We start from the raw sequence: 23998 nt of genomic DNA, 5'->3' as shown, positions 1-23998 counted from the left end.
GTTTCGACCTGGGTCCAGGTGACCTTGCTGCGTGCGCCACGGCATTCGGCACGCTTGGTGACGAAGTTGTAGATGCCGCCCACGCCGTTCTCGTCGCCCGGGTACCAGTTCTGCACCGTGGAATACTTGATCTCGGCGTCTTCCAGCGCCACCAGCTCGACGACCGCGGCGTGCAGCTGGTTCTCATCGCGCATCGGCGCGGTGCAGCCTTCCAGGTAGGACACGTATGCCTTGTCCTCGCAGATGATCAGGGTGCGCTCGAACTGGCCGGTGTGGCCGGCGTTGATGCGGAAATAGGTGCTCAGCTCCATCGGGCAGCGCACGCCCTTGGGGATGAACACGAAGCTGCCGTCGGAGAACACCGCCGAGTTCAGCGCGGCGAAGTAGTTGTCGCCCACCGGCACCACGCTGCCCAGGTACTGCCTGACCAGTTCCGGGTGCTCCTTGATGGCTTCGGACATCGAGCAGAAGATCACGCCCTTCTCGGCCAGCTCCTTGCGGAAGGTGGTGCCGACCGAGACCGAGTCGAACACCGCGTCCACGGCGACGCCGGCCAGCTTGGCGCGCTCGTGCAGGGGCACGCCAAGCTTGTCGTAGGTATCCAGCAGTTCCTTGGGCACGTCATCCAGCGAGGCGTACTTGGGGCCCTTCGGCGCGGAGTAGTAGCTCAGCGCCTGCAGGTCGATCGCCGCGATCTGCAGCTTGGCCCAGTCCGGCATCGGCATGGTCAGGAAGTGGCGGTAGGCGTCCAGGCGCCACTGCGTCATCCATTCCGGCTCGTCCTTCTTGGCCGACAGGGCACGGATGGTGTCCTCGTCCAGGCCTGGCGGCAGCGAGTCCGATTCGATCTCCGTGATGAAGCCCGCCGCGTACTTGCGGCCGAGCTGCTCGTGGATCTCGCGGTTGGGGGTATCGCCGGCGGCGACGGTATCGAGGGTATCGGTGGCCATGGGGGCTGCCTGTGGATCAGGAGACGACGTCCGCCGCGATGGCGCGGCGGTGGGCGTCAACAAGGGGGAGAGGGGGCAGGATCTGCGCCAGACTGACCGCGCGCAGGGCTTCGGCCACCACGTCGTTGATCAGGCGCCAGCTGCTGCGCGCACCACACTGCAGCTCGCGGCCGCATTGGCTGTGGTCGTGGCTGCATTCGGTCAGGGCCAGCGGCCCCTCCATCGCCTCGACGATCTCGAACAGCGAGATCCGCTCGGCGGGCCGGGTGAGGCGGTAACCGCCACGCACGCCGCGCAGGCCTTCCACCAGACCGGCCTGGGCGAGCGGCTTGAGCAGCTTGCTGACGGTCGGCGGTTCGAGGCTGGCGAACTCGGCCAGTTCAGTCGCGCTGAGCACCTCGCCCGGACGGGCAGCGAGTACGGTCAGTACGACGGTGGCGTAATCGGTGAGCTTGGTGACGCGGAGCATGGGGAGGGCAGAGCCATAAAGCGGACTGAAATTGTACGCTTTTATCCCCGGGCATCCAACCCACCCCGTTCAGGACGCTGACAGCGGGGCCGCGGCGGGGCCGGGACACAGTGTAGCTTTGGCAATCACAAAGATTAAGGGAGAATCGGCCCTTCCCATCGCAACGGCCAGCCAGATGCCCAAGAAGATCCAAGCGCGCAAGTCCACCATTCATGGCAATGGCGTGTTCGCGCTGGCGCCGATCAGCAAGGGTGAGCGCGTGATCCAGTACAAGGGGCTGCTGCGCAGCCACGCCGATGTCGACGCGGACGACACCGGTGACGTCGAGAGTGGCCACACCTTCCTGTTCACTCTCAATGACGACTACGTCATCGATGCCAACTACAAAGGTAACGATGCGCGCTGGCTCAACCACAGCTGCGACCCGAACTGCGAGGCGGTGATCGAAGAGGCCGAGGGCGACAACCGTCGCGAGGACAAGGTGTTCATTGAGGCGATCAAGGACATCCAGCCGGGCGACGAGCTGACCTACAACTACGGCATTGTCCTGGCCGAGCGGCACACCGCGCGCCTGAAGAAGATCTGGGAATGCCGCTGCGGGTCGAAGAAGTGCACCGGGACCATGCTGCAGCCCAAGCGGTAAGCCTACGCTGCGTGCACATCGCGGTCACCGGGGCCCAATGGCCGTGCCGGCACACTGCAGGCTCCCTCATCCACGGAGCCCTGCATGGCACACGCACTCAACGGCAAGCACGTCGCGATCCTGGCCACCGACGGGTTCGAGCAGTCCGAACTGCTTGAACCCAAGCGCCTTCTCGAATCCTGGGGCGCCACGGTGAAGGTGGTGGCGCCAGGTGACGGCGCGCGGATCCGCGGCTGGAAAGACAAGAACTGGGGCGACAGTGTGGCCGTGGACCAGCCGCTGCAGGGCGCCACGGCGGACGACTACGATGCATTGGTGCTGCCCGGCGGAGTGATCAATCCGGACAAGCTGCGCATCGATGCGCAGGCGGTGGCGTTCATCAAGGCGTTCGGCGCAGCCGGCAAGCCGGTGGCGGCGATCTGCCACGGCCCGTGGCTGCTGATCGAATCCGGCCTGGCCAGCGGCCACCGCCTGACCTCGTGGCCGTCGCTGAAAACCGATCTGGGCAATGCCGGCGCCGAATGGACCGACGCCGAGGTGGTGGTGGACGGGCATGTGATCACCAGCCGCAAGCCGGGCGACATTCCGGCGTTTGCCGACGCAGTGGCCAAGGCACTGGCGGCGTAGACGGGCAGGGCACCGACCCGCAGTCGGTGCCCTGCCCGGGTCAGGCGGTGGTTGCCGGTGCCGCCGCTGCGGTCAGCGGCCCAGTACGCCGGCCGGGATCAGCTTGCCCAGGTCCTGGTTGAAGGTGACCACCAGCTTGCCGTTCTCGACCTGCGCCGACTGCACCTGCAATGCACCGAGCACCGCGGCCACGCTGGGGTCGATCCTGTAGATCGGTTCGCGGCGCGCATAGTCGGTCAGCCAGGCGTTGAGCAGGCCGCGCGTGCGCGAGTCCAGCTTGCCGCCGTTGTTGGCCGGGGTGAAGTCGTCCACGGTGGGTTGTTCAAGGTGGAAGCCCTGGGTCTGCGCGTCGTAGCGCAGACCGCTGCTGAGCTTGACCTTGCCCAGCGGTGCCGGCGCGCTGCCGGCGGTACCCAGCGCGACATCGAAACCGAGATCCAGGCGGTTGCCCTGCGGCAGCGCGAGCTGCGGATGGCTCATGGTCATCGCGATCAGGCCGCCGAGGGCGTCCTGGGTCCGCGGGAAACTGCCATCCAGATACTGCTGCACGTCGGCCGCGCCAACCGACAGCTGGCGGCCGGACACGGTGGGCGCGGCCTGCGCGCCGATGGCGGCGGCCAGAAGAACGGTGCAGGCGGCGAGGCGGGACAATATCGGGCGAACGTTCATGGCGGCGGCCGTGGGGAATGAGTGGCCAACGATAGCGCCATTGCCTGAATCCAGCTTTGACACGTGCGCGCCGGTGCCGCTCGGTCAGTCCAGGCTCGGCTGCAGCCACGCGCCGCTGAGTTCCCAGCCGCTGCCATCGGCGCGTGGCTGCAGGCGGTACCAGCCGTGGTAGTGCAGCGTGCCCCGCCGGGTCAGGATGCGGAGGCGGATCGGCACCTCGCGCAGGCGCGAGGGACGGGCGGTGTCGCGCGCGATCGGCGTGTCGGTATCCACCCGCAGCGACACCACGTCGGTGAGACGGTGCAGCGGGGCGTCGTCGAGCTGCAGGCGGGTGGTGCCGCCAGCCCAGTACGCCGCAGCGGCAGCGCGATCCCCGCGCAGCAGCACACCGATGTAGTTGCGCACGGTGGCCCCTTCATCGGCTGCGCCCGCTGCCACCGCACCGGGCGGCGGCGTCGCCGGCACTGTGCCGGCAGCCGCGGCAGCGGCATCCGCAGGGACGGTGACGGCGGTGGTGCGCGGCGACGGCGTGGCCGACGCAGCGGCGGCCGCCTCGACCCCATCGCCCTGACGCTGGCACGAGCAGCCGGCGATCAGCAGCAGCGGCAGCAGGACACTGGCAGAACGCATCGGCACCCCTCCCCTGGAATGGGGCGAGTGTAGCGGGCGCGGTCGATCAGGGCGCGCCCTGGATGGCGTCCAGCGCGCCGAGCACCTCGTCCAGTTGGGGCTGCAGCACAGTCAGTGCGTGCGTCGGCTCGGCGGCGTGGCGCTGGGCCAGATCGCGCAGCAGCTGGGTGGCGACGATGGCGGCGGCGCGCTCATCGCCGCTGAGCCCGGTATGGCGCCTGGCCACTTCCAGCAGGCGCATCCAGTCGCGCTGCGCCCGGTGCTCCAGTTCGATGGTGCAGCGCCCGCTGCACTGCAACCCGTCCTTCTCGATCGGGGTGACGGTAATGCGGTAACGCTGGGAGGAGGTGGACATGGCGGCCTGCACAGTGGGGACAGGCCCACCATAGGCCGCACGCCCGGGATCGGCGACAGGGACGGTCGCACGCAGTGTTCCACCTTGTGCGTTCCAGCCGCAGGCGGTGTGCCGCACAGTGGCGCCGGCGCAGGGTTTGCGCGCATTGCAGGCATGGCCGGACGCTGCGGCAACGCTGTGTTGCGCGGGAGGCGTGGGCAAGAGCGCTGCGATCGGCAGACCAGCCAAAAAAAGACGGGACGACCGTGGCCGTCCCGTCCGGGTGCTGCAGGAAGCGCGCTGATTACAGCGCAGCGTCCTTGAGCTTCTTGAGCGGACGCACCTTCAGCTTGGTGGAGGCCGGCTTGGCGGCGAACCACTGCTCTTCCTTGGTGAACGGGTTGATGCCCTTGCGCTTCGGCTTGGCCGGCACGTTGACGGTGGTGATCTTCAGCAGGCCCGGCAGGGTGAAGCTGCCTGCGCCCTTCTTGTGGACCGAGGCGGCCACGGCACCTTCCAGCGAGGCCAGCACAGCGCGCACGTCCTTGGCGACAACGCCGGACGCTTCAACGATGTGTGCAACCAGACCAGACTTGCTCAGCACTTCCTTGATCGGCTTGGGAGCGGCCGGCTTCGCGGCTGCCTTCGTAGCGACTTTCTTCACTGCCTTCTTCGGGGCAGCCTTTTTAGCGGTCTTTGCCATGGTGTCCTGTTCTCGTGAACGGTTGGTGGTGTGGTCGCGCCGAACCCCGTCGGCAAGCGAAATGTAGGGCAACACGGGTGCGCCGCCAATAGGCAGACGCATAAAAATCGCGTTTTTCGCCGTTCCGGTTACCGCAGTGCATCAGCACATGCCCTGAAAACACGGGGCTGTGCGTACCCCCGGCTTGCCGATGCTGGCGGTTGGCGCACTGCGTGCCTGCGGAAAATGCCTTGAAAACAGCCTCCGTGTGTGGAAAACGTGGCGCGTGCGACCCGCCGCGGCACGCCGGGGGGCGCGCCACCTCCGACCCGACGCCACGCTAACGCCCCCCGGTCTAGGCTGGGCCTGCCATTCATCCCGAAGGAGACTCACGATGGGCATTTCGCGACACGCTACCGCGCACTGGGAAGGTGACCTCAAGACAGGCAAGGGACAATTGAGCACCCCGCAGAGCGGGCTCATGGACCGTACCCGCTACGCCTTCAGCAGCCGTTTCGGCGACGAGAAGGGCACCAATCCCGAAGAACTGATCGCCGCCGCGCATGCCGGCTGCTTCACGATGGCGCTGTCGGCCAAGCTGACCGAGGCCGGTTTCGTGCCAACCTCGCTGGATACCGAGGCCAAGGTCGATCTGTCGATGGAAGGCGGCCCGCAGTTGTCGCAGATCACGCTGAAGGTCAAGGCGGTGGTGCCGAAGATCGATGCGGCGCAGTTCCGCGCCATCGCCGACGATGCCAAGCAGAACTGTCCGGTGTCCAAGGCGCTCAGCGCGGTGCCGATCTCGCTGGAGGCCGAGCTCGCCGGCTGACGCATGCCGCAGCGCGGATTGAGTGATCCCGGCAGGGGCGGCATAGTCGCCCCTGTTTCGTTCTGCGGGAGCTTCGCGTGCGCCATTGCCTTCTGGCTGTCCTGCTGTCGTGTTTCTGCGCCGCCCAGGCGCAGGCCGATGTCCGTCTGGTCACGGCCGCCACCATCCATACCGGCGCCGCGGATGCGCCGGTGGCGACCGCACTGGCCTGGGACGCGGCCGATGGGCGGGTGCTGGCGGTCGGCGACCGCCAGGCCCTCCTGACGCTGTACCCCTTGGCACCGCTCACCGACCTCGGCGATGTCACGGTGGTGCCGGGCCTGATCGACGCACATGCGCACCTGATGTACCTGGGGCAGACGCTGATGCAGGCCGATCTGACCGGTGCGGACAGCCGCGCGGAGGTAGTGGCACGCCTGCAGCGCTTCGCTGCCGACCACCCCGACGGGTGGCTGCTTGGCAACGGCTGGGACCAGAATCGATGGGCCGACACGCGCTTCCCCAGTGCCGCCGATCTGGACGCGGCGTTCCCGGATCGACCGGTCTGGTTGGGGCGCGTGGACGGCCACGCCGGCTGGGGCAACAGCGCAGCCCTGCGCGCGCTGGCGGCGGTGCCGGGGCAGCGCACGCTGCAGGGGCGCTGGCAGCCGGCGGGCGGACGCATCGAGCGCGATGCGGCGGGTCGGCCGACCGGCGTGTTCGTCGATGAGGCGATGGGGCTGATGCAAGCCGCGATCCCCGCGCCCACTGCAGCGGCGCGCGAACAGATGTTGACGCGCGCACTGGCCGCGGCGGCAAGCCAGGGACTGACCGGCGTGCACGACATGGGCGTGTCGCGCGAGGACCTGGCGCTGATGCGTCGCTTCGCCGATGCCGGTCGCCTGCCGTTGCGCATCGAGGCGTATGCCGACGGCAATGGCGGAGCACTGGACGATCTGTGCGCGCAGGGGCCATACCGGCATGCCGGCGGTCACCTGGCGATGCGCGGCGTGAAGCTGTTCATGGACGGCGCACTCGGCAGTCGTGGCGCCGCCCTGCTGGCCGACTACAGCGATGATCCGCACAACCGCGGCCTGCTGGTGACGTCGCCGGCCGATTTCGAAACGGCCGTGCGCAAGGCCGATGGCTGCGGACTGCAGGTGGCCACACACGCCATCGGCGACCGCGGCAATCGCATCGTGCTCGACACCTACGCACGCGTGCTGGGCGAGCGCAGCGGCGGCGATCACCGCTGGCGCGTGGAACATGCCCAGGTGGTGGCGCTGGAGGACATTCCGCGGTTCGCGCAGGGCAAGGTGATCGCCTCGATGCAGCCCACCCACGCGACCTCGGACATGGGCTGGGCGCAGGACCGCGTCGGGCCGCAGCGCATCCTGGGGGCGTACGCCTGGCGGCGCATGCTGGCGGCGGGCGTGCCGCTGGCGCTGGGCTCGGACTTCCCGGTGGAGCAGGTCGATCCGCGGCTGGGGCTGTATGCCGCCGTGACGCGACAGGACCGCACCGGCCACCCGCCGGCTGGCTGGCAGCCGGATCAGCGGTTGAGCGCCGCCGAGGCGCTGCGTGGGTTCACCGCCGATGCCGCGTTCGCCGGTCGCGACGAGGATCGCGTTGGTCGCCTGCAGCCTGGGCTGCAGGCCGACTTCGTGGTGTTCGACCGCGATCCGCTGCAGGTGCCCCCGGCGCAGCTGGCCGACCTGCAGGTGCGAGCCACCTGGGTGGGCGGCACGCCGGTATACGAGGCGGCGCGCTGACGCGCCGCCCCTGCGCTTACCAGTCCAGGGTGCCGCGGATGACGGTCTGCACCTGGCCGCCGGACCAGACATCGCCCCCGGCATCGATGTGCAGGCTCAGCCGCGCATCGTGGCCGACTTCGCGGCCCTGGCTGACCACGTAGCGCGGTTCGTCGCGGGGCAGCGCGCCCCGGCTGTCCAGCCACGCCGCGAGCACCGCATTGGCCGCGCCCGAGGCGGCATCCTCGAAGCGGCGGCCATTGCCGACGAAGGCGCGCACCGCCAGGTCGTAGGCCGGCTCCTGGCTGCGCGCATAGGCGAACACGCCCATGCTGCCGGTGGATTCAGCCAGGGCCGCAATCGCGGCCCAGTCCGGCGTGAGGCCGCGCAGGTGCGCTTCGTCGGCCAGTTCCACCACCCACCAGCTGCGCCCGCCGTCCATGCGGGCCGGCGGCAGGTCACCCAGCGCCCAGCCGGCCAGCACGGCCTGCAGGCGCGGGTCATCGGCCACGGTCACCTCGGCCACCTGGGCACGCGGGGTACGGATGGCGATGGTGCGCTGGGCGCCGCTGCCCTCCACACGCAGCGGCAGCGCGCCGGCAATACCGTCCTGGACCAGCACGCCGTCCACCGGCGCGGCCAGGCCGGCCTCGAGCACGGCGTGCGCGGTCCCCACGCTGGGGTGGCCGGCGAACGGCACTTCCTTCTGCGGGCTGAACATGCGGATGCCGTAGCTGGCGCCCGGCGCCTGCGGGGCGAACACGAAGGTGGTCTCCGGCAGCCGCGTCCAGCGGGCGATGGCCTGCATGGCCACATCGTCCAGGCCTTCGGCGTCGAGCACCACGGCCAGCGGATTGCCGGCACCGGGATAGGGGGAAAACACGTCCAACTGCAGGAAACGGCGGGTGGTCATCGAGGCGGCGGGCAGGGGCAAAGGGGTGCGCAGCTTACCAACCCGCGCCGGGCCGACGGCGGCGCGCCGGGCATGAATGCGTCAGGGCCGCCGCACGCCGGCCCTGCACGGCCCGGGCTTGGCATAGAATCGGGGGTTCGGCCCGGCGTGCCGGGCGAATCCCCTCACTACGACTTCCCCATTACCTCCATGTCAGCTTCCCCCCTTGTCGATCGTTGGATCGTACTGAAGTTCGGCGGCACCTCCGTGTCGCGTCGTCACCGCTGGGACACGATCGGGAAGCTGGCGAAAAAACGTGCGGAAGAAACCGGCTCGCGCGTGCTGGTGGTGGTCTCGGCGCTGTCCGGGGTGACCAACGAGCTGACCGCGATCGCCGATGGCGCCGCCGACAGCCGTGCCCGTGTGGACGCGCTGGTCGCCCGCCATCGCGAGTTCCTGGTCGAACTGTCGCTGGAGGCGGGCGCGCTCGACGCGCGGCTGGCTGCGCTGGCCGGGCTGCTCGACGATCCGCGCGCGGCGACGCGGCCGCTGGACTGGCAGGCCGACGTGCTGGGCCAGGGCGAACTGCTGTCTTCCACGGTGGGCGCGGCCTACCTGCGCGCCAGCGGCCTGGATTTCGGCTGGATGGATGCGCGCGAGTGGCTCGATGCCCTGCCGCCGCAGCCCAACCAGAGCGAGTGGTCGCAGCGCCTGTCGGTGAACTGCCAGTGGCGCGCCGATGCTGCCTGGGCCGCGCGCTTCCACGCACAGCCCACCCGCATGCTGATCACCCAGGGCTTCATCTCGCGGCATGCCGACGGCGGTACCGCCATTCTTGGCCGCGGCGGCTCGGATACCTCGGCGGCCTATTTCGGCGCGCTGCTCGGTGCCAGTCGCGTGGAGATCTGGACCGACGTGCCGGGCATGTTCAGTGCCAATCCGAAGGACGTGCCCGATGCGCGCCTGCTGACCCGGCTGGATTACTACGAAGCCCAGGAAATCGCCACCACCGGTGCCAAAGTGCTGCATCCGCGCTCGATCAAGCCCTGCCGCGATGCCGGCGTGCCGATGGCGATCCTGGATACCGAGCGCCCCGAACTGCCGGGCACCAGCATCGACGGCAATGCCGCACCGGTGCCGGGCGTGAAGGCGATCAGCCGCCGCAACGGCATCGTGCTGGTGTCGATGGAAGGCATCGGCATGTGGCAGCAGGTCGGCTTCCTGGCCGATGTGTTCGGGCTGTTCAAGAAGCATGGGTTGTCGGTGGACCTGATCGGTTCGGCCGAGACCAACGTCACCGTGTCGCTTGACCCGTCCGAGAACCTGGTCAACACCGACGTGCTGGCCGCGCTGTCGGCGGACCTGTCGCAGATCTGCAAGGTCAAGGTGATCGTGCCGTGCGCGGCGATCACCCTGGTAGGCCGCGGCATGCGTTCGCTGCTGCACAAGCTGTCCGACGTGTGGGCCACGTTCGGCCGCGAGCGCGTGCACATGATTTCGCAGTCGTCCAACGACCTCAACCTGACCTTCGTGATCGATGAGTCCGATGCCGATGGCCTGCTGCCGATCCTGCACGCCGAGCTGATCGACAGCGGCGCGATGCCGGTGGAGGAGGGCGAAGTGTTCGGCCCGCGCTGGCGCGAGATCGCCGGCACCGTCCGCGCGCGCGAAACCGCGTGGTGGCGTGGGCAGCGCGAGCACCTGCTGGCGCTGGCCCAGGCCGGCACGCCGCGCTACGTGTACAACCTGCCGACCGTGCGTGCGCGTGCGCGCGCGCTGACCGCGATCAAGGCCATCGACCAGCGCTACTACGCGATCAAGGCCAACTCGCACCCGGCCATCCTGGCACTGCTCGAACAGGAGGGTTTCGGTCTGGAGTGCGTGTCGCACGGCGAGCTCAAGCATGTCTTCAACACCTTGCCCACGCTGTCACCCAGGCGTGTGCTGTTCACCCCGAGCTTCGCACCGCGGACCGAGTACGAGGCCGCCTTCGCGCTCGGCGTGACCGTTACCCTGGACAATGTGGAAGCGCTGCAGCGTTGGCCGGAACTGTTCAGCAACCGCGAGCTGTGGCTGCGCGTGGACCTGGGCCGTGGCGAAGGCCACCACGCCAAGGTGCGCACCGGCGGCAAGGAGTCCAAGTTCGGTCTGCCGATCGCGCGCGTGGACGAATTCGTGCGTCTGGCCACCGCGCTGGGCACCCGCGTGGTCGGCCTGCACGCGCACCTGGGCAGCGGCGTGGAAACCGCGCAGCACTGGCGCCTGATGTGCGATGAACTGGCCGGTTTCGCGCGCCGCATCGGCAGCATCGAAACCATCGACATCGGCGGCGGGCTGCCGATTCCGTACAGCGCCGACGACGAGCCGTTCGACCTGGAGGCCTGGGCGGTTGGCCTGGCCGAGGTCAAGGCGGTACACCCGGCGTTCCGCCTGGCGATCGAACCCGGCCGCTACCTGGTGGCCGAATCCGGCGTGCTGCTGGCCCGCGCCACCCAGGTGGTGGAGAAGGACGGCGTTCGCCGCGTGGGCCTGGATGCGGGCATGAACACGTTGATGCGCCCGGCGCTCTACGACGCGTGGCACGACATCGACAACCTCAGCCGCCTCGGTGGCTATGCGGAGGCCGCCTTCGACGTGGTCGGCCCGATCTGCGAGTCCAGCGATGTGTTCGGCAAGCGCCGCCGCCTGCCGGTGTCGACCGCCCCGGACGATGTGATGCTGATCGCCGATGCCGGCGCCTACGGTTACGTCATGGCCAACACTTACAACCAGCGCGAGCTGCCGCGCGAGGACGTCATCGATGATGTGCCTTGATTGCCGCCTGCCGCCCTCTGAACCGGATACACCATGACTGCTTTCGATAAACACCAGGTTGCCGTTTTCCGCTTCGTCCGCTGCGATTTCGCGGCGGACACGGGCGTGGCGCAACTGGTCTACGCCTTCGACGACGGCCCCGAGCTGATCGAGACGGTGACCATTCCGGGCGCCCCGTTCGTGCTCGACGGTGCCCGCGCCGAGGCCGTGCAGCAGGCGCTGCGGCTGCTGCACCTGATTGCCGGCGTCAGCTATTACAAGGCCGGCGTGCCGGACCAGGTGCGCATCGACAGCTATGCCATCGACGCGGCCACCGCCGCGCTGGTGGAAACGGTCTACCTCAACGGCCTGGGTGAGTTCGCCTACCGCAATGGCCTGAACCTGCGCGGGCGGTTCCGCCTGCCGGTCGAGGGCGCACCGGTGGCCGCGCCCGCGTTGGGCCTGCGCGAGCATGCCCTGGTCGCCATCGGTGGCGGCAAGGATTCGCTGGTCAGCATCGAGGCCCTGCGCACGCTGGGCATCGCCGAGACGGTGACCTGGATCGGCGGTTCGCAACTGATCCGCGCCTGCGCCGAACGCACTGGCCTGCCGATCCTCAACATCGGCCGCACGCTGGCCCCGGAGCTGTTCGAACTGAACCGCCAGGGCGCGTGGAACGGGCATATCCCGGTCACTGCGGTGAACTCGATGATCATGGTGCTGGCCGCGCTGCTGCAGGGCGTGGACCAGGTGGTGTTCTCCAACGAGCGCTCGGCCAGCTATGGCAGCCAGATTCCGGGCACCGGCGAGGTCAACCACCAGTGGTCCAAGGGCTGGGCGTTCGAGCAGGCGTTCGGCGAGCATGTGGAAACGCACATCGCCGCCGATCTCCACTATTACTCGCTGCTGCGGCCGCTGTCGGAGCTGGCGGTGGCACGCCAGTTCGCCAAGAGTGATTTCTACGACGCGCACTTCTCCAGCTGCAACCGCAACTTCCACATCCTCGGCGAACGCCCGGTCAACCGCTGGTGCGGGGTGTGTCCGAAGTGCCACTTCGTGTTCCTGGCGCTGGCGCCGTTCATGCCCAAGCCGCGCCTGGTGAACATCTTCGGCCGCAACCTGCTGGACGATGCCGACCAGGCCGGCGGCTTCGATGCGCTGCTGGAATTCCAGGACCACAAGCCGTTCGAATGCGTCGGCGAAGGCCGCGAATCGCGTGCGGCGATGGCGACCCTGGCCGCGCGCCCGGAATGGAGCGAAGACGCGCTGGTGAAGCGATTCATCCAGGAGATCCAGCCGCACCTCGACGCAGGCGAACTGCAGGTCGAGCCGCTGCTGGTACTGGAAGGCGAACACCGGATTCCGGCGGCGATCTGGGAGCGCCTGCGTGCGGATTTCGCAGCTTGAGGGCAAGCGGGTCGCTCTGTGGGGCTGGGGCCGTGAAGGCCGTGCGGCCTTCCGCGTGCTGCAGCAGCGGTTGCCGTCGCTGCCGCTGACGCTGTTCTGTCCCGAGGCCGAAGCCGCCGCTGCCCGTGAGGAGACCCACGGCGCGCTGCAGGTGCGTTCGGATGTCAGCGGCGAGGCGCTGGGGGCGTTCGAGCTGGTGATCAAATCGCCGGGGATCAGCCCGTACGGGGAGGTCGCGCAGGCCGCTGCCGCACAGGGCACGCAGTTCATCGGCGGCACCGCGCTGTGGTTCGCCGAGCACGCCGATGCCGATGGCACCGTGCGCGACACGGTGTGCGTGACCGGCACCAAGGGCAAGAGCACCACGACCTCGCTGCTGGCGCATCTGCTGCGTGCCTCCGGCGCGCCGACGGCGCTGGTGGGCAACATCGGCCTGCCGCTGCTGGAAGTGCTCGATCCGGAGCCGGTGCCGCGGTACTGGGCGGTGGAGCTGTCCAGCTACCAGACCGGCGAAGTGGCGCGCAGCGGCGTGCATCCGCAGGTGGCGGTCATCCTGAACCTGTTCCCCGAGCACCTGGACTGGCACGGCAGCGAAGCGCGTTACATCCAGGACAAACTGCGGCTGGTCACCGAGGCTGCGCCGCGCATCGCGGTGCTCAATGCCGCCGATCCGCACCTGGCCGCGCTGTCGCTGCCCGACAGCGAGGTGGTGTGGTTCAACCAGCCGCAGGGCTGGCACATGCGCGGCGATGTGGTCCATCGGGGCGGGCAGGCCGTGTTCGACACCGCCAGCACGCCGTTGCCAGGGCGTCACAACCGCGGCAACCTGTGCGCGGTACTGGCCGCCGTCGAAGCGCTGGGGCTGGATGCGGTGGCGCTGGCGCCGTCGGTGCAGGCGTTCCGGCCGTTGCCCAATCGGCTGCAGACGGTGGGCAGCCGCGAGGGCGTCACGTTCGTCAACGATTCCATCAGCACCACGCCGCATGCCAGTCTGGCGGCGCTGGAATGCTTCGCCGGCCGCCGCATCGCGCTGCTGGTGGGCGGGCATGATCGTGGTCTGGACTGGCACGACTTCGTGCAGCACATGGCCCATGACGTGCCGCCGCTGGAGATCGTGACGATGGGGGCCAACGGGCCGCGCATCCATGATCTGCTGCAGCCGCTGGCAGACCAGGGGCGTTTCGGCCTGCATGCGGCCACCGACCTGGCCGAGGCGATGCGCCTGGCGCGTGCTGCACTGGGCGCGCAGGGCGGGGTGGTACTGATGTCGCCCGGCGCACCGAGCTACGGGGTATACCGCGACTATGTCGCCCGCGGCCGGCATTTCGCCGAACTGGCCGGATTCGACCCCGACCAGATCACCGCGATCCCGGGCATCGGCATCGCCTGAGCGCAGCGCTCCCCCGTAGCGCCGGGCTCTGCCCGGCTGCTCTCCGATCCGGCCACGCGCCCCCCGCGCTGCGCGCGATAGCCGGGCAGCGCCCGGCTCTACGTGGGGCCGGCCAGGCGCCTCTCACACCGCGCGTGATCCCCGTAGAGCCGGGCTCTGCCCGGCTGCTCTCCGGTCCGGCCACGCACCCCCCGCGCTGCGCGCGACAGCCGGGCAGCGCCCGGCTCTACGTGGGTCCGGCCACGCGCCTCTCACACCGCGCGCGATCCCCGTAGAGCCGGGCTCTGCCCGGCTGCTCTCCGGTCCGACCACGCACCCCCCGCGCTGTGCGCGACAGCCGGGCAGAGCCCGGCTCTACGTGGGTCCGGCCACGCGCCTCTCACACCGCGCGCGATCCCCGTAGCGCCGGGCTCTGCCCGGCTGCTCTCCGATCCGACCACGCACCCCCCGCGCTGCGCGCGACAGCCGGGCAGAGCCCGGCTCTACGTGGGTCCGGCCACGCGCCCCCGCGTTGCGCGCGACAGCCGGGCAGCGCCCGGCTCTACGTGACGTTGCGGCTTCGCGCCGTATAGTCGGGATTCTCTTCCAAGGAGCAGGCGATGAACAGGCGATGGCAGTGGGGTGCGGCGATGCTGCTGGGCATGGCCGCGTTGCCGGCGATGGCGGTGATGAAGACCCAGCCGGTGGAGTGGAGCCTGGACGGCACCACCTTCAGCGGCGTGCTGGTCTACGACGACAGCGAATCCGACACGCGTCCCGGTCTGGTGATGGTGCCCAACTGGAAGGGTGTGAACGACTCGGCGATCGCCAAGGCCAAGCAGCTGGCCGGCGACGACTACGTGGTGCTGGTCGCCGACGTGTACGGCAAGGGGGTGCGCCCGAAGACCGATGCCGAGGCCGGACCGGTCGCGACGAAACTCCGCAATGACCGGCCGGTGCTGCGCGCACGCGCGCTGAAGGCGATCGAGGTGCTCAAGGCGCAGGCCGGCAAGGCGCCGGTGGACGCCGCCCGGATCGGCGCGGTCGGCTTCTGTTTCGGCGGCACCACGGTGCTGGAGATGGCGCGCGCCGGTGCGCCGTTGGCCGGCGTGGTCAGCCTGCACGGCGGGCTGGGTTCGCCGTTGCCTGCGAAGGCCGGTGGCACGCATCCCTCGGTGCTGGTGCTCAACGGTGCCGACGACAAGGGCGTCAGCAAGGACGACATCGCCAGCTTCGAGCAGGAAATGAACACGGCCAAGGTCGACTGGACGTTCACCAACTACAGCGGCGCGGTGCACTGCTTTGCCGAGTCCGACGCCAACAGTCCGCCGGGCTGTCTGTACAACCCGCGCGCCGCCAGGCGTGCCTGGAAGGCACTGGACGAGTTCTTCGAGGAGCGCTTCGAGCGTCGCTGAGGGGAGCCGGCCGGCGCGATGCGCGGTGCAGCCGACCCGCGGTCGGCCCACCTTGCCTCAATGCGAGCGCTGCACCGCGTAGCGCGCCAGACCGCGCAGGGCGGCGACGGCATCGTTGTCGGCCAGGGCGTCGAGCGCGCGCTCGGCGGCGTCGGCATATTCCTCGGCCCGACGGCGGCTGTAGTCCAGCCCGCCGGTGGCGTGGATGGCGGCCAGTACCTCCGGCATCGCCTCGGCATCGCCGTTCTGCACGATCTCGCGCAGGCGCTCGCGGGTGGTCGCATCCGAATGTGCCATCGCGTGGATCAGCGGCAGGGTCGCCTTGCCCTCGGCAAGGTCGTCGCCCAGGTTCTTGCCCAGTTCGTCGGCGTTGGCCGAGTAGTCCAGCACATCGTCGGCAATCTGGAAGGCGTAGCCCAGGTGCATGCCGTAGTCGTACAGCGCCTGCTGGGTGACCTCGTCCACGCCGCTGGCCAGCGCGCCCAGACGGGTGCCGGCGGCGAACAGCACCGCGGTCTTGCGCTCGATCACGCGCAGGTAGGCCGCCTCGTCGGTGTCCGGATTGTGGACGTGCAGCAGCTGCAGCACCTCGCCCTCGGCGATGCGGTTGGTGGTGTCGGCCAGAATCCGCATGACCGGCATGCGGTCCAACTCGACCATCAGCTGGAAGCTGCGCGAGTACAGGAAATCGCCCACCAGCACGCTCGGCGCATTGCCCCACAGGGCGTTGGCGGTGCTGCGACCACGGCGCAGGCTGGACTCGTCCACCACGTCGTCGTGCAGCAGGGTCGAGGTGTGGATGAACTCGATGATCGCTGCCAGCTGGTGGTGCTCCGGCCCGGCCTGGCCGACCGCGTGGCCGGCCAGCATGACCAGCATCGGGCGCAGGCGCTTGCCGCCGGCGGAGATGATGTGGTCGGCGATCTGGTTGATCAGGACGACATCCGAAGACAGTCGGCGGCGAATCAGGGCATCGACGGCGGCCATGTCGGGCGCGGCAAGCGACTGGATCTGGGGCAGGCCCAGCGCGGGGCGGGTGTCTTCGGTGATGGTCATGCGGTCTGACTTTCAGGCGTACAGCGAATTATAGGCGTTGCGGCCGTCTTCCGCCCGCGAAGACCGCCCGGGGCGGCCGCAGGCGTGAATACGTATGCATGCAGCGCCATCCCGGCAGGGCCGCCGCTAAGCTTGGCGGGTATGTTCTGGCCCCCGGATCGGGTGCCCTGGAAGCCCGGAGGGGGCCCTCAATGTTGCAGATTCCCTGGTGGCGCGGCGCCGTCATCTATCAGATCTACCCGCGCAGCTTCCTCGATGCCAACGGCGACGGGGTGGGCGACCTGCCCGGCATCATCGACCGGTTGGACTACGTGGCCGCGCTGGGCGTGGACGCGATCTGGATCTCCCCGTTCTTCACCTCGCCGATGGCCGACTTCGGCTACGACATCGCCGATCACCGCGATGTGGACCCGCTGTTCGGCACCCTGGCCGACTTCGACCGCCTGCTGGCCAAGGCGCATGCGCTGGGCCTGAAGGTGATGATCGACCAGGTGTTCAGCCACACCTCGATCGAGCATGCCTGGTTCCGCGAGAGCCGCCAGGACCGCACCAACCCCAAGGCGGACTGGTACGTGTGGGCCGACCCGCGCGAGGACGGCACCCCGCCCAACAACTGGATGTCGATTTTCGGCGGCGTGGCCTGGCAGTGGGAGCCGCGCCGGGAGCAGTATTTCCTGCACAACTTCCTGGCCGACCAGCCGGACCTGGATTTCCACAATCCGGCCGTGCAGCAGGCCACGCTGGACTATGTGCGGTTCTGGCTGGACCGCGGCGTGGACGGGTTCCGCCTGGACTCGATCAATTTCTGCTTCCATGACGCGCAGCTGCGCGACAACCCGGCCAAGCCGCTGGAGCAGCGGGTGGGCCGGGGCTTCAGCGCGGACAATCCGTACGCCTACCAGTACCACTACTACAACAACACGCAGCCGGAGAACCTGGGCTTCATCGAGCGCCTGCGCGGCCTGCTCGACGAGTACCCGGGGACGGTGAGTCTGGGCGAGATTTCCGCCGAGGATTCGCTGGCCACCACCGCCGAGTACACCGCGCCTGGCCGCCTGCACATGGGCTACAGCTTCGAGCTGCTGGTGAAGGATTTCAGCGCCGGTTACATCCGCGACACCGTGTCGCGGCTGGAAGCGACCATGACCGAGGGCTGGCCGTGCTGGGCGATCTCCAATCACGATGTGGAGCGTGCGGTGACCCGCTGGGGCGGGCATCCGGCGCAGCCGCGGCTGGCGCGCCTGCTGGTGGCGCTGCTGTGCTCGCTGCGTGGCTCGATCTGCCTGTACCAGGGCGAAGAGTTGGGGCTTGGCGAGGCCGACGTCCCGTTCGAGGCGCTGCAGGACCCGTACGGCATCACCTTCTGGCCGAACTTCAAGGGGCGCGACGGCTGCCGCACGCCGATGCCGTGGATCGACGCGCCACTGGCCGGTTTCACCACCGGCACGCCGTGGCTGCCGATTCCGGCCGAGCATCAGGCGGCGGCGGTAGCCGTGCAGAGCCACGATCCACAGTCGGTGCTCAACGCATTCCGCCAGTTCCTGGCGTGGCGGCGGACCATGCCGACCCTGCTGGTGGGTGACATCGCGTTCCTGGAGACGGCCGAGCCGGTGCTGATGTTCGAGCGTCGCCATGCCGGCGAGACGCTGCTGCTGGCGTTCAACCTGTCGGCCGACACGGTGCGCGTGGCGCTGCCGGCGGGCCAGTGGCAGCCGCTGCACGTGCCGGGGCCGGACGTGGGAACCGCAGCGGCGGGCGAGCTGACATTGCCGGCACAGTCGATGTATTGCGCGCGCAGGGACTGACACGTTTTTCCGGTGGTATTGAGAGGGCGGGGCCACGTGCCCCGCCCTTTTTTTGGCCCGGCAGGCAGCGACAACCCCGACATCCCCGTAGCGCCGGGCTCTGCCCGGCTGCCCTTCGCCCCGGCATCGAGCATCCCGCGCGTCGCCCGTAGAGCCGGGCTCTGCCCGGCTGCCCTTCGTGCCGGCATCGAACATCCCGCGCGTCGCCCGTAGAGCCGGGCTCTGCCCGGCTGCCCTTGGCCCCGGCATCGAACATCCCGCGCGTCGCCTGTAGCGCCGAGCTCTGCCCGGCTGCCCTTCGCCCCGGCATCGAACATCCCGCGCGTCGCCTGTAGAGCCGGGCTCTGCCCGGCTGCCCTTCGCCCCGGCGCCAAAAATCCCGCGCATCGCGCGGCAGCCGGGCAGAGCCCGGCTCTACGGTGCGACAGCCGAGGGCTCGGCGCTGTCTGGCGGGGTTGCGAAGATTCCGCGTTCGCCGAAAACAGAAAACCCGCTGCCAGGCAGCGGGTTCTCGTCAACGTTGCTGCGCGGGAATCAGAACCTGTAGTTCACACCCAGCATGTACGTCCGGCCCCACTCGACGTACTCCAGCGGTTTGTCCTTGGTGCCGGCATAGGTGCGGTACGGCTCGTTGGTCAGGTTGCTTCCCTGCAGGAGCAGGGTCAGCCCGTGCAGGCTGCTGCTGTCGGCGAAGGTATAGCTCACCTGCGCATCGGTCACGTTCTCGCCCACCACGTAACGCAGGGTGCGGTTGCCGTTGAAGTTGCCGATCTCGCCGATGAAGTCCGAGCGCCGCCGCTGGCTGATGCGGGCCTCGAACCCATTGCGCTCGAAGTACGCGGTGAAGTTGTACACGCGTTCGGACAGGCCCGGCAGGCTGATCGGATCGCTGCCGACGCTGGACGCGCTTTCCGGGTCGAGGATCTTGATGTCGCTGTCGTTGAAGGTGGCAGCGGCCTGGATGCCGAAGCCGCGCAGGCTGTCGGAGAGCATCTCGAGCGGGAACGAGGCGGTCAGCTCCAGGCCCTTCAGCTTGCCGCCCTGGCCGTTCTGCGGTGCGGAGAAGGTGCCGGTGGTCAGCAGCGGGGCGCTCATGCCCGGCGGAATCACGTAGCTGGCCAGCAGGTCGCTGAAGTCGTAGTCATCCACCGACTGGGTGTAGACGTAGCTCTTCAGATCCTTGAAGAAGACAGCCGCGGCCACGTAGGCCTTCTCGCCAAAGTACTTCTCGTAGGACAGGTCGATCGCGTTGGCGCGCCACGGGTCGAGCAGGGGGTTGCCGCCGCTGCCGCCGGGCTTGCCGGTGGCGGTATCCACACCGAACTCCAGGCCGGCGCGCATCTGGTCCACACGCGGGCGCGCGACCTGCTTGGCGGCGGCGAAGCGCAGCGTCTGCTGGTGCGGGAACATGAAGACCAGGTTCAAGCTCGGCAGCCAGTCGGTGTAGGTCTTGCCGGCGTCGATCGGCAGCACTTCCTGGCCGGCCGGGCGCGAGCGGTCGAAGTAGTTGGACTGCGAGCTCTGGTCGGTGCGGATCATCTGCACACCGATGTTGCCGCGCACGCCCACCTCGCCGATGTCGGTGTTGAGGTTGGCGCGCAGCCACGCCGTGGTGGTCTTCTCCTGCACCACCCACGACTTGGGAATCAGGTAGTCCAGATTGGTGACCGGATTGAACGTCATGTAGCGCGAGACGGCGCCCGGTACGTTCCAGGCCGGAATATAGCCCAGCCCGGCAAAGCCCAGGTTGACCGGCGCGTACTGCAGGTCGCGTTCGATGTTCGCATCACCCTGTGCGCCGAGCAGGATGTTGCCTTCGGCCTGGGTCTTTTCCTTGCGGCGGTCGGCGTAGTTCACGCCAACGTCCAGGTCGGAGAACCAGTCCAGCGCCTCGGGCATGGCGAAGGTGGCCTGCAGGCGCGCGCCCTTCAGCCGGTCTTCCACCTGCGGCACCTTGCCGTAGCCGGAGCCATAGATGGTGTTGGTCAGGAACAACGCGTCGGGGTTGGAATAGTCCAGGCCCGGGCGGATCTGCGAGAAGCCGTTCGGGTTCACCACCACGCCCACCGAATCCAGCTGCGGCATCGGGGTGAGCTGCAGGTTGTTTTCCAGATTCAGCTCGTCGCGCGTGGCCTTGGAGTAGTTGACGTCGGCAACCACCTTGATGCCGTCGAAGTTCAACTCGTTGTTCCAGCCGAACGCGTCGATCTTGTCCTTGCGCTGGTTGTACATACCGCGCACCAGCGGGTACACGCCGGTGGCAGTGCCACCGGTGAAGGTGCCGTCGGCGTTCACCTGCGGGTTGGTGATCAGCAGGCCCGGGGTGTAGCCGCCGTTGTAGTTGCTGAGGTTGAGCTCGAACTGGTTGGCGGTATCGATCTGCTCGGCTTCGGTGTGGAAGGCGTCGAGCGTGCTGGTCCAGGTGTTGGACGGACGGAACTGCACGGTGGCCATGTAGCCGTCACGCTTGTTGTTGCCGGTACGGCGCAGCGCCTTGATGCCGTCGGAGAACGCGGTGCCCGGGGCCAGGCCGGGGCGGTTGCCGTTGTCGGTATGCTCGGTGGTCCACGGCTCGTACAGGCCGACCTGGTTTTCCTGGATCGGATTGTCGCTGTGCGCATAGCCGATCGACAGGCCCAGGGTGTTGTCCATGAACTGGTCGATGTAGCTGGCGCTGAAGCGGTTGCCGAACGCATCCACGTTGGCGGCCTTGCCGAGCGAGCTCTTCTGGTAGCGGCCGCTGATGGCGATCACGCGGTCGGCAAAGCTCAGCGGGCGCACGGTCTGCATATCGATGGTGCCCGACAGACCCTGGCCGACCAGCGCCGCATCGGGGGTCTTGTAGACCACCACGCCATTGACCAGTTCCGAGGGGTACTGATCGAACTCGACGCTGCGGTTGTCGCCGGTGCTGACCACCTCACGTCCGTTGAGCAGGGTGGTGGCGAAGTCCGGGGACAGGCCGCGCACGCTGATCACCTGGGCGCGACCGGCCACACGCTGGGCCGCCAGGCCGGGCAGGCGGCCAAGCGATTCGGCGATGCTCACGTCGGGCAGCTTGCCGATGTCCTCGGCCGAGATCGCTTCGACCACCGAGGTGGCGTCCTGCTTGATCGCGATCGCGTTCTCGATGCCGCGGCGGATGCCCGTGACCTGCACGGTGTCCAGGTTGGTGGCCGAGGTCGCGGTCTTCGGTGTGGTGGTGTCCGTTTCGGCGGTCTGCGCCGATGCCATCAACGGCGTCAGGGCGACGGCCAGCGCGAGACTCAGCGCGCTGCGCTTGCGGTTCAACATTTTCCCCTCCCAGGCAATGTTGCCAATCGATTTGTGTTTGCCCGGAGGACCCGGGAGCGTCGCGGCGCGGTGGCCGTTGACTGCGTGGCTATGGTAGGCAGGGCATCCGCTGCGGGAATCACCCTGCATACGTATTCAATGGAATTTCAGCGGCTGTAAGCGATTACAGATGCGTCATGAAGGGGCGTGCCGGGCAAGCGGCCGGCACGCCCGGTCAGGCGTGGTGCGCGCTGCCGCGGTTGTCGTTCACAACGGCGTGAAACGAATGGCCTGGCCACCGCCCGGCGCGAGAACGATGCTCAACGTATCGGCGCTGGTCACTTCGCGTGTTTCGCGCTCGAACGCGAACGGATTGCTGCGGTAATCGGCGCGCTCGCCATCGCGGTAGATCTCGGCGCGGTAGCGCACGTCCGGTTCCAGGAACCCCAGCGACACCGGCAGCACGCGGCCGTGCTCGTCGGTGATGCTGCCCAGGTACCAGTCGCGGCTGTGACGGTCCTTGCGCACCAGGGTGACGTAGTCCCCAACCTCGCCGTTCAGCACACGGCTGTCGTCCCAGTCCACGGCCACATCTTCGATGAAGCGGAACGCCTCGCGATGCTGTTCGTAGTGCTCGGGCAGGTCGGCCGCCATCTGGATCGGGCTGTAGATCGCCACGTACAGCGCGATCTGCCGTGCGAGCGTGCTGGGGATGGCCTGACCGCCGCGCCCCTTCAGGCTGAGGATGCCGGGGGTGTAATCCATCGGCCCGGACAGCATCCGGGTGAACACCAGGTTGACTTCGTGTTCGGGCGGATTGGGAGGCTGGCCCCAGGCGTTGTACTCCATGCCACGCGCGCCCTCGCGGGACACCCAGTTGGGATAGGTGCGGCGCAGGCCGGTGTCCTTGATCGGCTCGTGCGGGTTCACCGCGATGTGTCGTTTTGCCGCTTCCTGCACCACCTTCAGGTGGTGGCGGGCCATGAACTGGCCGTCGTGCCACTCACGCCAGAGCGGGCCGCCGGCCGGATTGCGCCGGTCCACCTGGCCGTCATCGCAGACGTAGCCACTTTTGAACGCATCCACGCCGAGCCGCGCATACAGGTCCAGCGCGGCACCGAGCTGGTCTTCATAATGCTCGATCGCGCAGCCGGTCTCGTGGTGGCCGATCAGGTGCACGCCCTTCTTCGCGCCATAGGCGGCCAGCGCCTCGATGTCGAAATCGGCGGTGGGGCGGGTGAAGTCGAAGTCGTAGCCGTTGCCCACCCAGTTGCCGTCCCAGCCGGGATTCCAGCCTTCCACGAGCACGCCGCGGAATCCGTGTGCGGCGGCGAAGTCGATCACCTTGCGGGTCTTGGCGGTGGTGGCCGCGTGCTTCGGGCCGGTGGCCCAGCTTTCGTTGTCCAGGTGCATCGACCACCACACGCCCAGGTACTTGGACGGCTTCACCCAGCTCACATCGCCCAGCACATTGGGTTCGTTGAGGTTGAGGATCAGGTCGGACTCGACCAGCCCGCCGGCCCGGTCGCTGATCTGCAGGGTGCGCCACGGCGTATCGAAGGGCAGGGTGCGGCGCACCTTCCATCCCTCGGCCGACGGCGACAGCTGGGCGCGCAGGCGTTGGCCTTCGGTACGGCGCAGCCACATGCCGGCGTAATCCACCAGCGCCGCTTCGTGGATCGCCACGTGCAGGCCGTCGCGGCTGCGCAGGGTGATCGGCGTATGCACCACCGGCACCTGCTCCAGCGGCGTGCGCTGGTACAGGTACTCATAGTGGATCGGCTCACCGGCCGGGATCCACCACGCGGTTGATTCGGAGGCGATGACGAACTCGGTCAGTTCCTCGTCGATGATCGCCTCGCGCATGCCTGCCTGCTCCGGGAAGCGGTAGCGGAAGCCAAGACCGTCGTCGTAGACGCGGAACACCAGATCGATGCGACGCCGGGCGCCGCTGCGTTCGCCCAGCTGCACGGTCACTTCGTTGTAGTGGTCGCGCACGAAGCGACGTTCGCCCCACGGCTGTTCCCATTGCCCGTCGGCACTGCGCGTGCTCTGGCCGAGCAGGGACAGGTCGCGGTCCAGCCGTCCGTCACGCAGCTGGAAACCGAGCCGGGACTCGGCCACCACCGTCTCGCCCAGGCGCTCCACCCGGTAGGTCGGCATGCCGCCATCGAGCTGCAGCGACACGCGCAGCACCTTCCCGGGTGATTCCACGCTGGCCACAGTGACCGGCGCAGCCCAGGCGGCCGCGGTGGCCACCAGCAGCGCCAGCAGCGCACCCAGCCGGTAGACGTGCGCGTTCATGCCGCGCGGTGAAAGCAGTTTCGTCGGCATTTCCCCTCCCAAGGTGGCCGGAACCAGGCTGGACTATAGCCACGCGATTCCCGCGTCCCGGCCGGCCGGTGCGCTGCATCGGCATGAATAC

General features: G+C 68.6%; 19 protein-coding genes. 9 read left to right on the top strand and 10 right to left on the bottom strand.

All coding sequences use genetic code 11. The features are described 5' to 3' along the window. Together sufB and ACPEH1_RS07865 are read right to left on the bottom strand one after the other, a co-directional pair. The coding region (gene sufB / locus ACPEH1_RS07870; protein ID WP_423715589.1) for a Fe-S cluster assembly protein SufB at nucleotides 1-950 on the bottom strand (950 nt) is incomplete at its 3' end. A 16-nt stretch (nucleotides 951-966) separates the two neighbouring features. After that, entirely contained in the window at nucleotides 967-1419 is a 453-nt protein-coding gene (locus ACPEH1_RS07865; RefSeq protein ID WP_017356442.1) for an SUF system Fe-S cluster assembly regulator, read from the bottom strand. Nucleotides 1420-1594: 175 nt separating this feature from the next. Between ACPEH1_RS07865 and ACPEH1_RS07860 the strand changes: the two genes are divergently transcribed. Together ACPEH1_RS07860 and ACPEH1_RS07855 are read left to right on the top strand one after the other, a co-directional pair. Beyond that, nucleotides 1595-2062 (top strand): SET domain-containing protein, encoded by a 468-nt coding sequence (locus tag ACPEH1_RS07860; RefSeq protein WP_017356443.1) that lies wholly within the window; start codon nucleotides 1595-1597, stop codon nucleotides 2060-2062. 84 nt (nucleotides 2063-2146) lie between these two features. Then, nucleotides 2147-2689 (top strand): type 1 glutamine amidotransferase domain-containing protein, encoded by a 543-nt coding sequence (locus ACPEH1_RS07855; protein WP_017356444.1) that lies wholly within the window; start codon nucleotides 2147-2149, stop codon nucleotides 2687-2689. Between the two features lie 72 nt (nucleotides 2690-2761). Here ACPEH1_RS07855 and ACPEH1_RS07850 read toward each other — a convergent pair whose 3' ends face one another. The 4 genes from ACPEH1_RS07850 to ACPEH1_RS07835 form a co-directional block, all read right to left on the bottom strand. Continuing rightward, entirely contained in the window at nucleotides 2762-3358 is a 597-nt protein-coding gene (locus ACPEH1_RS07850) for a DUF1439 domain-containing protein (RefSeq protein ID WP_423715587.1), read from the bottom strand. A gap of 84 nt (nucleotides 3359-3442) precedes the next feature. Continuing rightward, nucleotides 3443-3988 carry a hypothetical protein gene (locus ACPEH1_RS07845; protein WP_423715585.1) on the bottom strand — a complete coding sequence of 182 codons (546 nt, stop codon included), beginning with the start codon at nucleotides 3986-3988 and terminating at the stop codon, nucleotides 3443-3445. Nucleotides 3989-4034: 46 nt separating this feature from the next. Further along, nucleotides 4035-4343, bottom strand: a complete 309-nt coding sequence (locus ACPEH1_RS07840; protein WP_136006584.1) for a DUF3861 family protein — start codon at nucleotides 4341-4343, stop codon at nucleotides 4035-4037. 283 nt (nucleotides 4344-4626) lie between these two features. Then, nucleotides 4627-5025 carry an HU family DNA-binding protein gene (locus ACPEH1_RS07835; protein WP_136006586.1) on the bottom strand — a complete coding sequence of 133 codons (399 nt, stop codon included), beginning with the start codon at nucleotides 5023-5025 and terminating at the stop codon, nucleotides 4627-4629. Nucleotides 5026-5398: 373 nt separating this feature from the next. Between ACPEH1_RS07835 and ACPEH1_RS07830 the strand changes: the two genes are divergently transcribed. Together ACPEH1_RS07830 and ACPEH1_RS07825 are read left to right on the top strand one after the other, a co-directional pair. Next, nucleotides 5399-5833, top strand: a complete 435-nt coding sequence (locus tag ACPEH1_RS07830; RefSeq protein ID WP_136006588.1) for an OsmC family protein — start codon at nucleotides 5399-5401, stop codon at nucleotides 5831-5833. Between the two features lie 77 nt (nucleotides 5834-5910). Further along, complete coding sequence (locus ACPEH1_RS07825) at nucleotides 5911-7584, top strand: amidohydrolase (protein ID WP_423715584.1); 1674 nt, start codon at nucleotides 5911-5913, stop codon at nucleotides 7582-7584. Nucleotides 7585-7600: 16 nt separating this feature from the next. On the opposite strand, the gene ACPEH1_RS07820 is transcribed toward ACPEH1_RS07825, so the two are convergent. Then, on the bottom strand, nucleotides 7601-8476 hold the full coding sequence (locus ACPEH1_RS07820; RefSeq protein ID WP_136006591.1) for a PhzF family phenazine biosynthesis protein: 876 nt from the start codon (nucleotides 8474-8476) through the stop codon (nucleotides 7601-7603). Between the two features lie 189 nt (nucleotides 8477-8665). On the opposite strand from ACPEH1_RS07820, the gene ACPEH1_RS07815 reads away from it, so the two are divergent. The 4 genes from ACPEH1_RS07815 (at nucleotide 8666) to ACPEH1_RS07800 (ending at nucleotide 15439) form a co-directional block, all read left to right on the top strand. Beyond that, nucleotides 8666-11269 (top strand): bifunctional aspartate kinase/diaminopimelate decarboxylase, encoded by a 2604-nt coding sequence (locus ACPEH1_RS07815; protein WP_136006593.1) that lies wholly within the window; start codon nucleotides 8666-8668, stop codon nucleotides 11267-11269. 33 nt (nucleotides 11270-11302) lie between these two features. Next, the gene (gene murL / locus ACPEH1_RS07810; RefSeq protein ID WP_017356985.1) at nucleotides 11303-12655 is read left to right on the top strand and encodes a UDP-N-acetyl-alpha-D-muramoyl-L-alanyl-L-glutamate epimerase; all 1353 of its coding nucleotides are present in this window, start codon (nucleotides 11303-11305) and stop codon (nucleotides 12653-12655) included. After that, the gene (gene murD, locus ACPEH1_RS07805; protein WP_423715581.1) at nucleotides 12636-14045 is read left to right on the top strand and encodes a UDP-N-acetylmuramoyl-L-alanine--D-glutamate ligase; all 1410 of its coding nucleotides are present in this window, start codon (nucleotides 12636-12638) and stop codon (nucleotides 14043-14045) included. The genes murL and murD overlap by 20 nt, the downstream gene beginning before the upstream one ends. 599 nt (nucleotides 14046-14644) lie before the next feature. Next, on the top strand, nucleotides 14645-15439 hold the full coding sequence (locus ACPEH1_RS07800; protein ID WP_423715579.1) for a dienelactone hydrolase family protein: 795 nt from the start codon (nucleotides 14645-14647) through the stop codon (nucleotides 15437-15439). A gap of 57 nt (nucleotides 15440-15496) precedes the next feature. Here the strand turns inward: ACPEH1_RS07800 and ACPEH1_RS07795 are convergent, their stop codons facing one another. Then, the gene (locus ACPEH1_RS07795) at nucleotides 15497-16495 is read right to left on the bottom strand and encodes a polyprenyl synthetase family protein (RefSeq protein WP_017356714.1); all 999 of its coding nucleotides are present in this window, start codon (nucleotides 16493-16495) and stop codon (nucleotides 15497-15499) included. Between the two features lie 191 nt (nucleotides 16496-16686). Here ACPEH1_RS07795 and ACPEH1_RS07790 point away from each other — a divergent pair, with 191 nt between their 5' ends. Continuing rightward, entirely contained in the window at nucleotides 16687-18300 is a 1614-nt protein-coding gene (locus ACPEH1_RS07790; RefSeq protein ID WP_166472711.1) for an alpha-glucosidase, read from the top strand. A 534-nt stretch (nucleotides 18301-18834) separates the two neighbouring features. Here the strand turns inward: ACPEH1_RS07790 and ACPEH1_RS07785 are convergent. Both ACPEH1_RS07785 and ACPEH1_RS07780 read right to left on the bottom strand, forming a co-directional pair. Further along, entirely contained in the window at nucleotides 18835-21594 is a 2760-nt protein-coding gene (locus ACPEH1_RS07785; protein WP_017356712.1) for a TonB-dependent receptor, read from the bottom strand. A 246-nt stretch (nucleotides 21595-21840) separates the two neighbouring features. Continuing rightward, the gene (locus ACPEH1_RS07780) at nucleotides 21841-23907 is read right to left on the bottom strand and encodes a glycoside hydrolase family 97 protein (protein WP_423715577.1); all 2067 of its coding nucleotides are present in this window, start codon (nucleotides 23905-23907) and stop codon (nucleotides 21841-21843) included. Between the last annotated feature and the right edge of the window lie 91 nt (nucleotides 23908-23998).

Origin of the sequence: Stenotrophomonas sp. NPDC077421 (assembly GCF_049545505.1) — a bacterium.
In the GTDB taxonomy this organism is placed as follows: Bacteria; Pseudomonadota; Gammaproteobacteria; order Xanthomonadales; family Xanthomonadaceae; genus Stenotrophomonas; species Stenotrophomonas nematodicola.
This window is presented reverse-complemented; position numbering and strand designations above follow the sequence as displayed.